This is a genomic window from Prevotella sp. P2-180 (assembly GCF_002251435.1).
Taxonomy (GTDB): domain Bacteria; phylum Bacteroidota; class Bacteroidia; order Bacteroidales; family Bacteroidaceae; genus Prevotella.
Genome location: NZ_NPJI01000063.1, coordinates 60,232 through 76,445, shown reverse-complemented (window position 1 = coordinate 76,445; position 16,214 = coordinate 60,232). Strand labels below are relative to the sequence as shown.

Annotated in this window: 15 protein-coding genes; 9 read left to right on the top strand and 6 right to left on the bottom strand. The window is 46.9% G+C overall.

Annotated features, from left to right (window positions below; genetic code table 11):
- The first annotated feature begins 360 nt into the window (after positions 1-360).
- Positions 361-2,457 (top strand): DEAD/DEAH box helicase, encoded by a 2,097-nt coding sequence (locus CIK98_RS08760; RefSeq protein WP_094383859.1) that lies wholly within the window; start codon positions 361-363, stop codon positions 2,455-2,457.
- A gap of 586 nt (positions 2,458-3,043) precedes the next feature.
- Here CIK98_RS08760 and CIK98_RS08755 read toward each other — a convergent pair.
- Positions 3,044-3,652 (bottom strand): RloB family protein, encoded by a 609-nt coding sequence (locus tag CIK98_RS08755; RefSeq protein ID WP_094383858.1) that lies wholly within the window; start codon positions 3,650-3,652, stop codon positions 3,044-3,046.
- Between the two features lies 1 nt (position 3,653).
- Positions 3,654-4,940: an ATP/GTP-binding protein gene (locus CIK98_RS08750; RefSeq protein ID WP_094383857.1), complete on the bottom strand. Its 1,287-nt coding sequence runs from the start codon at positions 4,938-4,940 to the stop codon at positions 3,654-3,656.
- Positions 4,941-5,466: 526 nt separating this feature from the next.
- Here CIK98_RS08750 and CIK98_RS08745 point away from each other — a divergent pair.
- Positions 5,467-5,700, top strand: coding sequence for a hypothetical protein (locus CIK98_RS08745; protein ID WP_094383856.1), 234 nt, complete (start codon positions 5,467-5,469; stop codon positions 5,698-5,700).
- A complete protein-coding gene (locus CIK98_RS08740) occupies positions 5,691-5,960 on the top strand; it encodes a Txe/YoeB family addiction module toxin (protein ID WP_094383855.1) in 270 nt (89 codons plus the stop codon). Before CIK98_RS08745 ends, CIK98_RS08740 begins: the two co-directional genes overlap by 10 nt.
- 54 nt (positions 5,961-6,014) lie before the next feature.
- Here the strand turns inward: CIK98_RS08740 and CIK98_RS08735 are convergent, their stop codons facing one another.
- Genes CIK98_RS08735 through CIK98_RS08725 form a run of 3 tightly spaced genes read right to left on the bottom strand, consistent with a single transcriptional unit; the run spans position 6,015 to position 8,678 of the window.
- Positions 6,015-6,809 (bottom strand): MBL fold metallo-hydrolase, encoded by a 795-nt coding sequence (locus tag CIK98_RS08735; RefSeq protein WP_094383854.1) that lies wholly within the window; start codon positions 6,807-6,809, stop codon positions 6,015-6,017.
- A complete protein-coding gene (murB, locus tag CIK98_RS08730; RefSeq protein WP_094383853.1) occupies positions 6,806-7,828 on the bottom strand; it encodes a UDP-N-acetylmuramate dehydrogenase in 1,023 nt (340 codons plus the stop codon). Before murB ends, CIK98_RS08735 begins: the two co-directional genes overlap by 4 nt.
- Positions 7,829-7,841: 13 nt before the next feature.
- Positions 7,842-8,678, bottom strand: a complete 837-nt coding sequence (locus CIK98_RS08725; RefSeq protein ID WP_094383864.1) for a DUF4348 domain-containing protein — start codon at positions 8,676-8,678, stop codon at positions 7,842-7,844.
- Positions 8,679-8,800: 122 nt separating this feature from the next.
- Between CIK98_RS08725 and pheS the strand changes: the two genes are divergently transcribed.
- From pheS to CIK98_RS08695, 6 genes are all read left to right on the top strand, one after another.
- Positions 8,801-9,841 carry a phenylalanine--tRNA ligase subunit alpha gene (gene pheS / locus CIK98_RS08720; RefSeq protein ID WP_094383852.1) on the top strand — a complete coding sequence of 347 codons (1,041 nt, stop codon included), beginning with the start codon at positions 8,801-8,803 and terminating at the stop codon, positions 9,839-9,841.
- Between the two features lie 4 nt (positions 9,842-9,845).
- Complete coding sequence (locus CIK98_RS08715; protein WP_094383851.1) at positions 9,846-11,108, top strand: MFS transporter; 1,263 nt, start codon at positions 9,846-9,848, stop codon at positions 11,106-11,108.
- Positions 11,105-11,560, top strand: coding sequence for a regulatory protein RecX (locus CIK98_RS08710; RefSeq protein WP_094383850.1), 456 nt, complete (start codon positions 11,105-11,107; stop codon positions 11,558-11,560). Before CIK98_RS08715 ends, CIK98_RS08710 begins: the two co-directional genes overlap by 4 nt.
- A gap of 110 nt (positions 11,561-11,670) precedes the next feature.
- A complete protein-coding gene (locus CIK98_RS08705) occupies positions 11,671-12,627 on the top strand; it encodes a PCMD domain-containing protein (protein WP_172409878.1) in 957 nt (318 codons plus the stop codon).
- Positions 12,628-12,631: 4 nt separating this feature from the next.
- Positions 12,632-13,801 (top strand): BamA/TamA family outer membrane protein, encoded by a 1,170-nt coding sequence (locus tag CIK98_RS08700; RefSeq protein WP_141210481.1) that lies wholly within the window; start codon positions 12,632-12,634, stop codon positions 13,799-13,801.
- A 6-nt stretch (positions 13,802-13,807) separates the two neighbouring features.
- Positions 13,808-15,529, top strand: coding sequence for a phosphoethanolamine transferase (locus tag CIK98_RS08695; protein ID WP_094383848.1), 1,722 nt, complete (start codon positions 13,808-13,810; stop codon positions 15,527-15,529).
- Here CIK98_RS08695 and CIK98_RS08690 read toward each other — a convergent pair.
- On the bottom strand, positions 15,430-16,209 hold the full coding sequence (locus CIK98_RS08690) for an ABC transporter ATP-binding protein (RefSeq protein ID WP_094383847.1): 780 nt from the start codon (positions 16,207-16,209) through the stop codon (positions 15,430-15,432). The two genes, CIK98_RS08695 and CIK98_RS08690, sit on opposite strands and share 100 nt — an antisense overlap.
- Positions 16,210-16,214 lie beyond the last annotated feature (5 nt).

The following is a 16,214-nucleotide window of genomic DNA, read 5'->3' as shown; positions in this document are numbered from 1 at the left end:
TTACACCATAGAGGTTAAGAGATATAGAGTATTTATACTAATGAAAGAGGTTGAATGCCAAGGCATTAAGAGCTCATAGAGAGCTGCGCAAAACCTCTTTTCCTCCGTCGCTTGCGACCTACTCCATCAACAAAAAAACTCTTTCCCTCTTTATCTCTTTGGTTAAAAAAATACCCTTGATAGTTTTTTACCAAAGAGTTTAAGAGTATTTGTACAATGATAGAGGTTGAATCTCTTTTTCTCTTTAACTCTGTGGTTTAAATAAAACCCTTATACATAGAGAATTATCACATGCGAAACTTATATCATATACTACACATTCCAGTGTTGACAACGACAATCATCAGATAAACATTTGCCATGTTAAGAGACTATCAGATAGAGATTTGTGAAAAGGTCAATGAGGCATTTAAGGCGCATCGCAGTGTCATGGTGCAAATGCCGACGGGGACGGGGAAGACCATGGTACTCGCTACGCTCGTAATTAAAATATTAAAAGATGAAAGGATTAAAGGGCGTTCAGGAAAAATTCTTATCGTTGCGCATCGCCGTGAACTGATTGAGCAAATTCAAAATACACTTAAGAAAGTGTTCTTTTTCGAAAACTCCCCCGTCCCCTCCGCCGAGGGCGCGACTGCGCACATTTCGGTAATGTCTATTCAGTGGTTAAGCCGGAATATCGATATGGTTAGGAAGAAACCTGATTTGGTAATCATCGACGAAGCACACCATGCACTGGCAAAGACCTATCAGATGTTGTGGACGGCATGGCCGGAGGCGAAGTTCCTGGGGCTGACGGCAACGCCATACCGAATGAGCGGCGATGGTTTTACCGACCTGTTTGAGGTGCTTGTGGACTCCTGGAGCGTCAAGCGGTTTATCGCCGACGGATGGCTCTCGCCCTACGACTATTATTCCATCCGTCCCGACAGTGAGGAGCAGAAGGAAATTGATTCCTTGAAGAAACGCGGTGCGGACGGGGATTTCCAGATGAAGGAACTGAGGGAAAAACTGGACGTGCGGCCAAGCATAGAAAGGCTGTTTGAATCGTTCGAGCGGTTTGCATTCGACAAGAAGGGGATCATCTACGCCATTGACATAGCCCATGCGAAGCATATTGCCGAGTTTTACAGGTTGCAAGGGGTGAATGCTGTGGCGATCAGCTCCAAGACGCCCGCCAAGGAACGGGCTGAAGTGATAAGGACATTTAAGGACGAGAACCGCATACAGATTCTTGTGAGCGTTGACCTCTTTTCGGAGGGCTTTGACTGTCCGGACGTGGAGTTTATCCAGCTGGCAAGACCTACGCTGTCGTTGGCAAAGTACCTGCAGATGGTAGGACGTGGACTGCGCCCCTGCAAGGGGAAGCAGTGCTGCACGATTATCGACAATGTGGGGCTGTACCGTGCATTCGGGCTGCCTTCTGTGGATAGGGACTGGGGGACGTTTTTTTATGGATTAAAAGATGAAAGGATTAAAGAGTTAAAAAACAATGACCTTAACTTGAACTTTCTTGGTTTACATAATGATTCGCTCAGTGACGGCAGAGACGAGAATTTGGTCAAGATTGTGTCGCACGAGGGAATGCGGTCGCAGTTCACGAAGCTGAGCATGGCAGGCTTTGAGCGCAGGAAGAAGGGCAAGGTGTGGGTATGGATTGACAGGACTAACGGTGTGGAGTTTGACCGACACCCGAAAGTCATCTACTACAGGGGAATGGAAATGAGTACCGCCGACGGAGATTCCTTCTTCCCAAGAATCAGCTCGAAGTGGATTGACGCGAAGCACGGCATCAGCCGCAAGGCATTGGAAACACAGGTGGGAGACGGTATCGGCTGGATGAAGCTGTACATCTCGTTCGCCATGCCCGACAAGGTGCTGCAACTGCAAGCCGTAAAGCCAAACCTGGCAAGAATCTACAAGGACGAACAAGGGAAAGTGTTCCTGCAGCAAGACCCTGACCACGCTCCCATCTGCGAGGAAGAGGCTGGTGGCAGGAAGGCATTCATGACCCTGTGCGACAAAGAGCAGAAGGCATGGGAGGAGACGAAGAAAAGCATCCGCAAAAGTTCATTGAAGTACGATGCCAAGAAGGGATGGTGGCAGCTACCGGAGGGAAGCATTTACCGCCACCGTCCCGTACTGCGCAAGCGTGGATTTGTGGAGTTGCTGTATGACGGCGATGTGGTCTATATCCTGAACATCCGCGAGGAACGCTTCATGCCCTACCGCAACTGGGAGATACGGGCCGACGAGCGCATCTGCGCCATTGGCAACAAGCTCTATTTCTGCAAGGAAAAGGATATGGGCAGTTATCGGATAAAGAAACGTAGCGATGACTTCCGTATGTTCGTCGTGGAAGAGCGATACCCCAACCGTAATCCCAACACGATGGAATTTGATGAGTTTATCATTATCAACGAAGCTGGAAAGAAGTTGGAGTTAAAGACATTGTGATGTCACGGCTTCGCACCTCGGCCATTCAAGTAAACTTGATGGCTCTCGGCTTTTCCTATCCCAATAATTGTTTTAGGACAAGAAAAACGTATGTTCTTGAATGAAAACGGTCTATCCGTTTGGTTATGTCACAAATTTGTTATATATTTGTGGCAAAATTAAAGAAGAAACGGGACAGGGGACAGGTCAGTGTCCCGCAGAGGATACGGAGGTCCGCAAGCGGACTGTTTTGGGAAAACAGCAATTGCCATAAATGACCAGCAATTAAAAGAAAAAAAATATATTTCAACAGATGGAGGTCCGCACGGGACAGGTCAGTGTCCTGCATCCTCATTTTTTTTTAAACATTTGAGATTATATTTTAGACGGGACAGGTATGAAGATTAAAGATTAAAAGGTAAACCTTAAAGGATGACTGATTATTCGCAAGCTCATCAAGCTGCGCAAGTTTCTGGTTATCCCCAATTTGTCACTTTTCGAGGGTAATTGGGGGATTTTTCTTATCATCTACAAAGGTACAAAATTTCTATCACATTGAGGAATAGATAGTTATAAATAATCTTAAAATTTAACGACACTCCCTAGGTTATTCCAATCCCTTTAATTCATTCATCAACCTTCCAAGTTCCGAGTAAGTGTAATCCCTACCATTTGCCAGCTTCTCATCCATCGAGTGCTCTGCATTGGCGATAGCGGATGCCAGTGAACCGCCATTGCGCTCAAAGTATGAGTGCAAGCCCTTGCTCTTGATGAAGAACTCTGCTGTCTTGCGGTATTCTACACTCTGGTTCAAGTCCTTCAACAATGACTCCTGCTCGGTATATGCACGTGAAGTGTAACGGAAATAGTATAAGAAGAAAAGTTCCGTACAACGATGGGTCTCGAAGAACTTCACCTCACAGTACAGTCCTTTCTTGGGCTTGTTGATGGGATGGGCATACTTCTTCTTTAATCGCTCGTATTGTGAGCGCTCAGGCTCCCTATCCTTTGTATCCATATCAATGATGCAGAAGATGTGGTTGAAGCCCATTGTCACACCCTCTGCTATCTTGGCATCCAAGTCTTTAATGTTTGTATGTTTCGGGTAGTCTGGTTTGATAGTCAATCCCTTGAATACATCGCACAACGACTTGAAATAGTAGAATTCCGTAGGACCTTCACCGAGAATTAATGCTGCGTTTCTAAGCTTTCCCATATTATTCCTCCAGATTTACGAAGATAGAACCCAGTTCTGGTTTTGCGCCTAATCTGCCGATACGATACGAATTATAGAGCGAGAGATTCTTATGCAGACCATACGAATCGCCACGATTATACTCAGAACTTGCAGTCTCTCTGTTTTTCTCGACAAACCACACTACACCTCTGTTGTCATTTATCAAGTCTTGCTGTAACAGAGCAGTCTCCTGACTTGTGATAATCAACTGTGATTTCTCTGAGTTGAACAAGAACACGTTCAAGTAATAGAACAGAAGATCATAATGCAGGTCTTCCCCCAACTCATCCAGATAATATACATGATCACCCGTAATCAAATCATACAGCACATCCAAGATTCTTATGTACTTAAGCGTACCCTTTGATTGCCATCCCAAAGGTATGTCAAAGTTGCCAGAATCTGAGTGATTCACAAAATCCACGGAGTCGGTTGTTGGTCTCAATAAAGCTTCCTTCATGTCGTCAGGAATGCTCTCACGCAGAACTCGCTCACGAAAATCCTGAGGAATGAATCTGTCCTCCTGAACAGGCTTGAAGTCGATGATATTCAGGTCTGCTTTCAGAAGCATTTGATTAAAGAACTTTCTCTTCTTACCATCTTTATAAGCATCCTTCAGGATCTCCACAAGACCCTTTTCTTTGTCGCTGTCACCATCTACATCGTGATAGTTCTCCATCACCCAACCATGCAGCTTATTGAATGGCATAATATCTTCTGTAAGTGCCATCTTCCGGCATACAGACAACACACTATGGTTGTTCAATGTGTTCTCACGAATTGTCTGCTGAGTCTTCTGCTGTAATTTCAATGTCGAACCGAACTTAATCTCTGCCTGAACATTCTCTCCCACAAATGTGCGTTCGTAGAAAAGTGCCCTTGAATTATTTGGATAGTAATTCAAAGTCTCCGCAAGGATAAATCGATTATTGAATTTTACATCATAATCATATCTCACCCCATGGGCATAGAACGACACATGCATCTCTGTAGGCTCCTCTTTGGTCAATGCAAACGGCATAAATCCATTTATATGCTTGTTTGCATCCGATTTTGGCAACACCAAAAGACGGAACACTTCATTCAATGCAATAAGCATATTCGACTTGCCAGAAGCATTCGAACCATACAGAATACCCAGCTTATAGACATAGACTCCTTCCGTAACCTCTGTCACCAGTTCCGATGCCGGACCTTTGGCCAGGAAATTAATCTCTTGTCTGTCTCGGATGGACAAATAATTCTTAACCCAAAATTCTCTTATCATAACTTGTATTGAAATTCTTATTGTGTATTTATGTAAATTTGCTACAAAAATAAGCTTTTTATTTTATACGTGCAAATAATATGGCGTATTTCTGTAATAAAGCTACGATATTTAACATTATTTTGATTGGTACGCAATGCAAATATAACTTTTTGTGCTCCGTTTTCAATAAAATTTCAATAAATTCGGGTCATCCGACATTTCCATTGTCGTAGATCTTGACACGGGAAGGATTCCTCTCCTAAATCCTCTCCCTCCTCAGGAGGGAAAGGACTTAAAGCCTGGCCGGCTGGGCCTGTACGAGCAAACAAGCTTTAACTGCGTTGATTCTCGGCTGCGCTCGGCAGAGCATTCAAGCGAGCTTGATGCTTTGCTCTCGCTGGCACGAGAGTTGCGAGTGCTTATGCGCCGAGGGCGCCCATGCGGATGGGTGATGGATGATTATTCGAATAAATCGGGGGAAATGTTTGGTGGATTGGATTATTATTCGTAATTTTGCGGCGTGATTAATAAAGAAAGGACTAATATGACGACAATGACATTAAATATTCATAATAAAAATATTTTGGAAAGCTTGAAGCAAGTCCTTTCCAATATGGTTGGGGTGGAAATTGAAAGCGTTAATAGCACTGCAGACGATATGGATGAAACAGAATACATTTCTTCTTCTGCGACCATGATGCGTATTATAGAAAAGGGTGATCAGGAAATAGCTGAAGGAAAAGGAACCAAAATAGCTGTTGAAGACTTATGGAAATAATATTGCTAGAATCGGCTTTGGAAGATCGTGAATATTGGATTAAGACTCATAATACAAAAATAATGAAAAGGATATCTATGTTGTTGGAGGATATTTCTGCTCATCCATTTACGGGGATAGGAAAACCAGAAGCGTTAAAGGGAAAACTTAGAGGTAAATGGTCAAGGGGAATTAATGATGAACACAGGCTTGTATATAGTGTGAGTAATAATATGATATATGTATATGTATTTTCTATGAGATATCATTATAATACATAATATGGAGCTTTTCTACCTCACCCGTCCTCTCCTGCTAGGAGGGGCTCGTTACGGTTAAACGAATACCTCTCCGTCGTAAGCAAGGCGTACGTTTGAAGGGAGGCGGCGGTTGACTTCTTCGTGCAGACCGATGTCGTGGCAACTGTGGATGAGAAGGGTGAGAGGTGCGGACACCTTGCGGGAGAAGTCGAGTGCCTCGTCGACAAGAAGATGGGAGTGGTGGTCTTTGGTGAAACGTAAGGCATTGACAATCAAGAGGTCGGTGCCAGAGGCGTATGGTATCTCGTCGGGCGAGATGGTCTTCATGTCGGTGATGTAGGTGAGGGAAGAGAGCTCATGAGCCTTTGGTGGTGTTGTAGTTTGGCTTATGCGGAATCCGAGTATAGGAATGTGGCCGTGCATCACGCGGATGGGCGTAACCATGATGTCGCCGATGGTGAACGGCTTGTGAGGTTCCACTTCCATGAGGTTGAGCTTCGGCACACCTGGATATTTGTTTTCCACAAAGCAGTAAGGCATGTTGTGGCGGATGTTTTCAGCGGCGCGGTGGTCGGCGTAGATGTCTATGTCGCCAAACACGCAAAAGGGGCGCAGGTCGTCCATGCCGCCCACGTGGTCGTAGTGAGAGTGGGTGACAAGTATTCCGTCTATCTTCCTGAATGGCTGTTTGAGCATTTGTTCGCGGAAGTCGGGACCGCAGTCGATGAGCACCCGGGTGGTGTCGGTTTCCACGAGTGCCGAGCAGCGCAGTCGGCGGTCGTGAGGGTCGGTGCTGGTGCAAACTGGGCATTGGCATCCCAAAACCGGCACGCCGCAACTTGTTCCTGTGCCTAAGAATGTGAGTTTCATTTTCTTATAATGTTTACTTCTGGATGTATGTCGATGCCGAACTTTTCTTTCACGTCGCGTCTTATGGCATTGCACAGTTCGACCACTTCGTTGCCAGTGGCACCTCCGCGGTTTACGAGCACAAGAGCCTGTTTGGAATGCACACCGGCATTGCCCAGTGAACGACCTTTCCATCCGCATTGTTCTATCATCCATCCGGCAGGTATCTTTACGCTGTCGGCATCCACCTCATAGTGTGGCATGAAAGGATAGAGAGCCATGAGTTCAAGATATTTGCTGCGGCTCACCACGGGGTTCATGAAGAAGCTGCCTGCATTGCCTTCCACGGCTGGGTTGGGCAGTTTTTCGCGTCGAATGTCGATGATGGTGTCGCGCATTTGGCGGGCATCAGGTCTTTCTATTCCCTGTTCCTGCAGTTTTGCGCGAATGTTTCCGTAATTGAGTTTCGGAATGAAGGTCTTTGACAGGCGAAAGACGACGTGGGTGATGAGGAAGCGTCCGCGCCACTCCTGCTTGAAGCGGCTTTGGCGGTAGCTGTAGTTGCAAGTGTCGGCATCGATGGTGACACGGCTGGCGTTTTGGATGTCAACAGCTTCCACCTTATATATATAATCCTTGGCTTCTACACCATAGGCTCCTATATTCTGTACTGCGCTAGCACCCACTTCTCCTGGTATGTAAGAGAGGTTTTCAAGTCCATGCCAGTTGTGGTCTACGGCGTATGCCACGAAGTCGTCCCATACTACTCCGCTTCCAACGCGCACCTTCACTTCGTCTTCATTGTCTGACATCACCTCTATGCCCTTTATGGCAGAGTGGAGCACCGTGCCGTTGAAGTCGGCTGTGAGCAGTAGGTTGCTGCCACCTCCGATCATCATGAGAGGCTGGTCGTCGGCTGAGAGATTCTTGCAGATGTATTGTGCTTCCTCCACGTTTTCATATTCAATAAACCTTCGGCACCGGGCATCGATGTTGAAGGTGTTGTGGTGGAGTAGGGAGTAGTCGTGTAAGTCTTTCATAATACGATGGTATTTATTCACTTAGCTTTGTCAACATCCACTTTGATTTTTTCCTTTTGAATGTGAGTTCCATTTCGAGTCCGTTGGCAATGCCGCGTATGACGAAGATACGCTGCAGTCCAGGTTTGGAGTCTTCTCCGTAGATGATGTTGTAAATCATGTTGTTGGGGAGTTCAGGCGCAAAGGCGGGCCATGTCTCAGGAGTGATAAGTCCTTCCATCTGGCTGAAGTCGTCGTCGGGGTCAGGGCCGATGAACTCCATTGGATTGCTGATGCTTTCGGCCTGGAAAGTGGAGTCGGTCACAAACTGGTGATAGAACTTCAAGAACGAGGCATTACGGTTTTCGTGTATACCCTTGTAGTTTATTGAAGTAAGTTTCCAAAGTCCGTTGACCCTGTTAAAGTTATAGCTCTTTACAGTTTTGATGTTGAAATAAATTTTCTCAACCACAACCTTGTTGACAGAAGTGTCTTTCACTACATTCATTTGCCTGAAGTTGTCGAAGATGAGAGTATAGTACCCCTGTCGCATAAAGAACCTGTCAGTCTTCCATTGTTTTTTCCCGATGGTGTCAGTCTTCCCCGCTTTTTCTACCGGGAGCGGGAATTGTGTTCTTTCAATCTGCAGCTTTTTGTTTGCGGCGAAATTGAAAAAGAAGTCGTCGAACAGTTCGTCGGCTGCTTTTGGCATCGGGGTCTCAGCAATGATCTGTTCCATAGTGTCCACTACGGCAGTGTCTTTAATGCTGTCGGAGTCTGTCGGCAGGCTGTCGCCTGTCTCTGTCTTGTTTCCCTTACAAGAAAACATCAACGCTAAAAAAGCGAAAAATGCTGTTAAAATCTTCTTCATTTTGTTCTCGGAATAGTATCCGCCTCTGAAATTTCGGCAAAAGTACAACTTTATTTTGATAAAATGCTCTTTTTTCGCACAAAAATATTACCTTTGCACAAAATTTATATAAATTCATTAAAATGATACTCGAAAAGATAGCATTACTTCTTGAAGAAGTGAAGAATATGGATGCACAGAACGCTGAAGAGATAGAAGCATTACGCTTGAAATATGTCAGCAAGAAAGGTGCAATCACTGCCCTTATGGCAGACTTCAGAAACGTTCCTGCCGAACAGAAAAAAGAGGTGGGAATGAAAATCAATGAGCTTAAGCAAACGGCACTCGACCGACTGAACGAACTGAAGGACAAGCTCGACACAACAGAGGGCGACACACAGACTATCGACCTCACCAGAACGCCATATCCGGTGAAGCTGGGTACACGTCATCCGCTTACTATCGTGACAAACGAGATAATTGACATCTTCTCACGTATGGGATTTGTGCTTGCTGACGGTCCTGAAGTGGAAGACGACCTTCATGTGTTTACAAAGATGAATTTCGCTGCCGACCATCCTGCACGCGACATGCAAGACACCTTCTTCGTGGAGCAGAGCAAGCTGGGTGACGTGACGAAAAACATCCTGCTGCGCTCACACACCAGTTCGGTGCAGGCGCGAGTGATGGAGACCACACAGCCGCCAATCCGCATTATCTGCCCTGGACGCGTTTACCGCAACGAAGCCATCACAGCACGTGCCCACTGCTTCTTCCATCAGGTGGAGGGACTGTATATAGACAAGAACGTGTCGTTCACCGACTTGAAGCAGGTGCTTCTCTCGTTTGCCCGTGAGATGTTTGGTGCCGACACCAAGATACGCCTTCGTCCGAGCTACTTCCCGTTCACCGAGCCAAGTGCCGAGATGGACATCTCATGCCACATCTGCGGTGGAAAGGGCTGCGGATTCTGCAAGCACACCGGATGGGTGGAGATTCTCGGTTGTGGAATGGTTGACCCGAACGTGCTTGAGCAGTGTGGCATTGACAGCAAGGTATATACGGGCTATGCATTCGGAATGGGCGTGGAGCGCATCACCAACCTGAAGTATCGTGTGAGCGACCTTCGCATGTTCTCTGAAAACGACACACGCTTCCTCAAGGAGTTTGAGGCAGCAAATTAGTATAATGAGTGATAGACTTTTTTCACGAAGTTACATTTTTATATTAGCAGCCAACTTCCTGATGTTCTTCGGGTTTTGGCTGCTAATACCAGTTTTGCCCTTTTACCTTACAGAGACTTTCGGGTGTGAGCAGGCTGTGCTTGGCGGGATTCTCAGCTGCTATACAGTGAGCTGCCTTGCGGTGCGACCGTTCTCTGGATTTCTTATGGATCGTCTTCCGCGAAAGCCCATCTACATCATCTGCTACTTTCTTTGCACGGCAATGCTCACAAGCTACATGTTTGCCGCTACACTCGCTTGGTTTATCGTGCTCAGAGCAATACACGGACTGGCTTTCGGAGGTGTGACAGTGGGAGGAAACACTCTCTGTGTCGACATTATGCCCAGCAGTAGGAGAGGAGAAGGGCTTGGATACTACGGACTTATGAACAATACCGCCATGGCACTCGGCCCCATGACTGGACTCTTCATGCATGGCCATGTAAGCTACAATGGCATCTTCCTTACTGGCATGGCTGTGAGTTTTGCGGGACTATTGTTTGCCTTGGGCGTGAAGAAAAGGAAAGACGCAACGGATGTCTGCATGAAGAATAAGGAGGAGAAGAGCGTGGTTAAGGCAGAGACGAACAGATGTGCCTTAGTGTCGCTCGACAGGTTTGTCTTGCTTAAAGGCATTCCGGTGAGTGTGGCGTTGTTGTTGCTCTCAATACCTTATGGAGCCACGACAAACTTTGTGGCAATGTATGCAAGTGAGATACATCTGGATGTGCCAACAGGCTTTTTCTTCTCGCTGATGGCAGCAGGCATGGGAGTGTCGCGCATCTTTGCAGGAAAAAAGGTTGACCATGGATATGTCACACAGTGTATCCATGCAGGTTACTATCCCGTTATACTTGCCTTCATGCTATTGGGACTATGCCGTTTCGTCGTGAGCGAGAGCCATTGGCTTGCCTCCACAATGTTTTTCATTGTGCCTGCCCTGCTCGGCGTAGGGTTCGGCGCAATGTTTCCAGCCATGAACACCCTGTATATCAACCTTGCCCGCCACGACCAGCGCGCCACAGCCACGAGTACATATCTAACGGCTTGGGATGTGGGCATTGGCATTGGGGTGACAGTGAGCGGCGTGATAGCACACCACTTCACCTTCTATATGGTTTATCTGATAGGCTCGGCGATATGCCTTTTCTCGCTTATAATATTCACAAAGGTGGTGACGCCACATTATAAAAGAAACGATCTCTCAACTAAAACTACCACTACATGACAGAAGAACAAGCATTACAGAAATTGGCGGCACTATGCTCACAATCAGAGCATTGCACGTCGGAAATGAAAGAGAAAATGACAAGGTGGGGCATTGATGAAGATGCACAGCAACGAGTCGTAGAATATCTTGTGGCTAACAGATATGTTGACGACCGACGCTATGCCCGCTCGTTTGTTAACGACAAACTGAAATACAACAAATGGGGACCAAGGAAGATTGAACAGTCGCTGTGGATGAAACACATTGACGAGAGCATCCTAAGGGAAGCACTCGACGATGTGGACAACGAAGAATATATAAGCGTGCTCAGACCACTGCTGACAAGCAAGCGGAAGACCACCAAAGCCGAGACCGACTACGAGATGAACCAAAAACTACTTCGCTTCGCAATAGGACGAGGATTCACCTTCGAACAAGTGAAGGAAGTGATAGACGACGTGGATGAATAAAACTGAAAGTTTAAAATTTGTTTCTATAAGTTAGAAAACCATATTATTTCTAAGGGTTTTCACTTTTATCGATAGAAAAAAGTTATATTTGCACTCAAAAATTTTTCGCTATGGGTGTAAAACAAATATTTATGTCTTTCGCACTGCTTGCGACCCTGTATCAGGCAGATGCACAGGAGAAGACGGTGATGTTGAAGTATGGTGACATGAACTCGTGGGTCACCCGTACCATACATGAGTCGGCCATCATCGGTGGCAACGACAAAACCCTTTATGAGGTAGGTCCAAACAAACATCTTGACGGTAACCACGCATACCGAAACCTTGGCGGCTCGCCATGGGGAACGTCGAACGTGATGGCAAAGGTGTCGGGAATAACCAAGACAAACAACTGCGTCTACAAGGAGAAAAGAGGCAACGGCTATTGCGCACGACTGGAGACTCACATAGAACGGGTGAAAGTGCTTGGACTGGTGAATATCAACGTGTTGGCGGCTGGATCGCTGTTTCTCGGAGACATGACAGAGCCAATCACGGGAACCAAGAACGGCGAGAAATACCAGAACTGCGGCGTGCCTTTCACTTCACGTCCGAAGGCCTTGCGTTTCGACTACAAATTCAAGTCCAGCGGCGAGCCTGACAGGATAAAGCTCACAGGCTTTGGAGGCAGCAGTGTAGTGAAAGGAAAAGACAAGGCTGTAGTGATGCTGCTCTTGCAGAAAAGGCATGAGGACGCAAAGGGAAACATTACGGCTAAACGCGTTGGCACGATGGTGGTGACTTACGACAAGTCGACCAAAGAATGGATTAATGGAATGACATGTAAGATAATGTATGGCGACATAAGGAAATCGCCTGAGTACGTGGAAGAGACAATGAAACTACGCACCATCGATTATGCACGCAACTCCAAGGGAGTGAACGTGCCGGTGAAGGAGACGGGATGGGCTTCTGACAACGAAACGCCTACCCACATGGTACTGCAATTTTTGTCCAGTCATGGAGGCGCTTACATAGGTTCGCCAGGCAACACGCTCTGGGTGGACAATGTGAAACTGGTGTATTAATAGGATGAAAAGTGTTGTATTGACCATATTACTGTGCTTTTGCTCCTGCGGCATGTCTATGGCGCAGGGAGAGAGCGGTGGCGCCGATACAGTAGTGGCTGATACGACAGTGGTGAAGAAGAAAACGTGGATTGACAAGTTTCTCGACTATTTCAACGACGCCAACAAAAACAAGAAACACAAGAAGTTTGACTTCAGTATCATCGGCGGTCCGCACTACAACTCAGACATCAAGTTCGGACTGGGACTTGTGGCTGCCGGACTTTACCGCACCTGTCCCACCGACACACTACTGCCACCATCCAACGTGTCATTGTTCAGCGATGTCTCCACCGTGGGATTCTATCTCCTCGGCATTCGCGGCACAAACATATTCCCACAGGATAAGTCGCGACTGAAATACACCATATACTTTTTCTCTTTCCCTTCTGGATTCTGGGGAATTGGCTATGACAGCTGCGACAACGACGACAATGGTTCGGAAATGAAACGATGGCAGGCAAGGATAAAGGCGTCGTATGCAGTGAGACTCTCAAAGAACCTATACCTCGGACCTATAGTGGCCTACGACTATATCCATTCGTCAAGGGTGACACGGCCTGAACTGCTTAACGGACAGGATGCCTCGATATGGAATCTCGGACTCGGAGTGCAGCTGATGTATGACTCACGCGACGTGCTTACAAATCCACATCGTGGCTACTATCTGAATGTGGAGCAGTCGTTCCGTCCCAAATTTCTCGGAAACAAATATACCTTTGCCACAACAGAGATAGAGACCAGCGTCTATGCCCGGCCTTGGCGCGGGGCAGTGCTCGCCTACGACTTTCGCACCATGCTGAACTTCGGCAATCCCTCATGGGCAATGATGGCACTGTTTGGCAGCAGCAACTCCATGCGAGGCTATTACGAAGGACGCTATCGCGACAAACATAAGTTCGAGACCCAGTTAGAGCTTCGACAACACGTGTGGAAACGAAACGGAGTGGTGGTCTGGGGAGGTTTCGGCACTGTGTTCAGTAAGTTCGAACAACTCCAGTTCCGCCGTTTGCTTCCCAACTGGGGCTTCGGCTATCGTTGGGAGTTTAAGAAGAATGTCAATGTGCGTCTCGACTATGGTTTCGGAAAACCAGGTCAGAGAGGTTTCATATTTAACATCAACGAAGCGTTTTAAGAAGAAATGAATAGAGTGAAAACATTCTTTTATGCTTTCTTGGCGGTGATGATGGTGCCAAACGTTATGCTCGTCATCTCCGAACGACAACATTTGTTTTCTGCTGTCGCCAATCTTCTCTTGCCATTGGGCATCTACTGGCTATTGCTCTCTTCGTGCAGAAAAATTGGAACAATAGTATGGATAATGTTACCTCTTGTGTTTTTAGCAGCCTTCCAGATTGTAATTACGATGCTGTTCGGACAGTCGATAATAGGAGTGGACATGTTTCTCAACGTTGTGACGACAAACATGACAGAGATAAATGAACTGCTCGGAAGCCTAGTGCCAGCCGTGGCATTAGTTTTTGGCTTGTATATACCGATGCTGGTCATGGCAACCGTGGCCATGCGTCGCCGCTGGGCTCTCGATGCTTCATTCATCAAAAAGCAGAGATGTCTGGCGGCGGCATGCATCATTGCCGGACTTTCCTCTGTCATAGTAGCTACCGGTGATTCCACAAGGCCGATGCGCATGACCGACGATGTCTTTCCTGTGAATGTCACCTATAATCTTTGCATTGCCGTAGACCGATATGTGTCGACGAAAAACTATCCGCAAACCTCCGCCTCGTTCTCCTTTGGTGCAAGGCGAGAGGTTGAAGACTCAACGGGAGGGAAAGAAATCATTGTGCTCGTGATAGGTGAAACGGCAAGGGCTGCCAATTTCGGAGTACTGGGTTATGGGCGCAACACCACGCCTTGCCTAAGCGCAATGGAAGGAGTGACTGTATTTCGGAAGGCATACACAGAGTCGAACACTACTCACAAGAGTGTGCCGATGCTTTTGTCGGCAGTGTCTGCTCACAATTTCAACGACATCTACAGGCAGAAGAGCGTTATTACGGCATGCAAGGAAGCTGGATTTCTAACGGCGTTCTTTTCCAACCAACGGCGTAACGGCTCTTTCATCGACTTCTTCGGCGAAGAGGCTGACAGGTGCCGTTTCATAAAGGATGACTATCCCGCTGAGGTTAATGTAATGGATAAGGAACTGTTGAAATATGTGGAGCAGTTTGTAAATGAAGCTCCTTCTGACAAACCTTTGTTTATTGTGCTTCACTGCTATGGCTCGCACTTCAACTATCGCGAGCGTTATCCGGAAGAGTTCTCGGTGTTTAAGCCTGACGATTGTTCTGAGGCAACGGCATCAAACCGCCAGTCGCTACTAAATGCCTACGACAACACAATAGTGTATACCGACCATATACTATCGAGTCTTGTCGCTATTCTTGACAAGGCCAGAGACGACGTGGCTATGGTCTACACCTCCGATCATGGCGAGGACATCTTTGACGACGGTCAACATTTCCTCCATGCTTCCATAGTTCCCACAGACTATCAGCTACATGTGCCACTAATGGTGTGGCTTTCGAAGGGATATTCAGAACATCTTCCAGAAATTGCAGCTGCGATGAAGTCAAATGCAGAGTCGCCCATATCCACGAGCCAGTCGCTTTTCCATACCATACTTGATATGGTATCAATAAAGACACGATATTTTGAGGAAAGTCTTTCCCTTGCATCACGACATTATAAGTTCGGCGGCCGATACTTTATCAACGACAGAAACGAGGCGGAGGAAGTTCCTCACTCATCCCTCCTCACTCTTAGACTCATGGTAGAAGGGTCGAAGTGTATGGAGTCGTTGTCGAAAAAGCGGGAAAGGAGGCCTGTGTCGGCAAGGTAGCGTGGAGAACCTATGGTGATGGTGTTGTTGCGGTCCATTAGCCATAGGTTGTCGGCTATGCGCATGGCAAGTTCGACGTCGTGAGTGGAGAGAAAGATGGTCTTGCCGGTGTTGTGGCTCAGTGAGCTGAGCAGTGTAAGTATTTCAACTTTGCTTGGGAAGTCGAGAAAGGAGGTGGGCTCGTCGAGGCAGATGAAAGGAGTGGCCTGTGCCAATGCCTTGGCTATCATGGCGCGCTGACGCTCTCCGTCGCTGAGAGTGTCGAGAGTGCGTGAGGCAAAACCTGTGATGGCGGTTGAATGCAAGGCCTGTTCTACTATCTCCTCGTCTTTGGCTTCGAGTCGTCCCCAAAAGCCTGTGTATGGACTTCTGCCGAGAGCCACGAGCTCCCTTACTGTCATGTTCTGTACGTTAGTGCGTTCTGTAAGCACCACACCTATGAGCCTTGCAAGTTGTTTCTCTGTATATGAATCGATGCTTTTCCCTTCTATCAGTATGTCGCCTTCTATCTTTGGCTGGAAGGCGGTAAGGGTTCTCAGGAGTGTAGACTTACCCACGCCGTTAGGACCAAGTAGACAGGTCAACTGTCCGCTTGGCACTGTGGCGTTGATGTCGGAAGCGACAACCGTCGTTTCCTTTTTGCCTATATATCCAATTGAAAGATTTTTCAATTCAATCATATAAT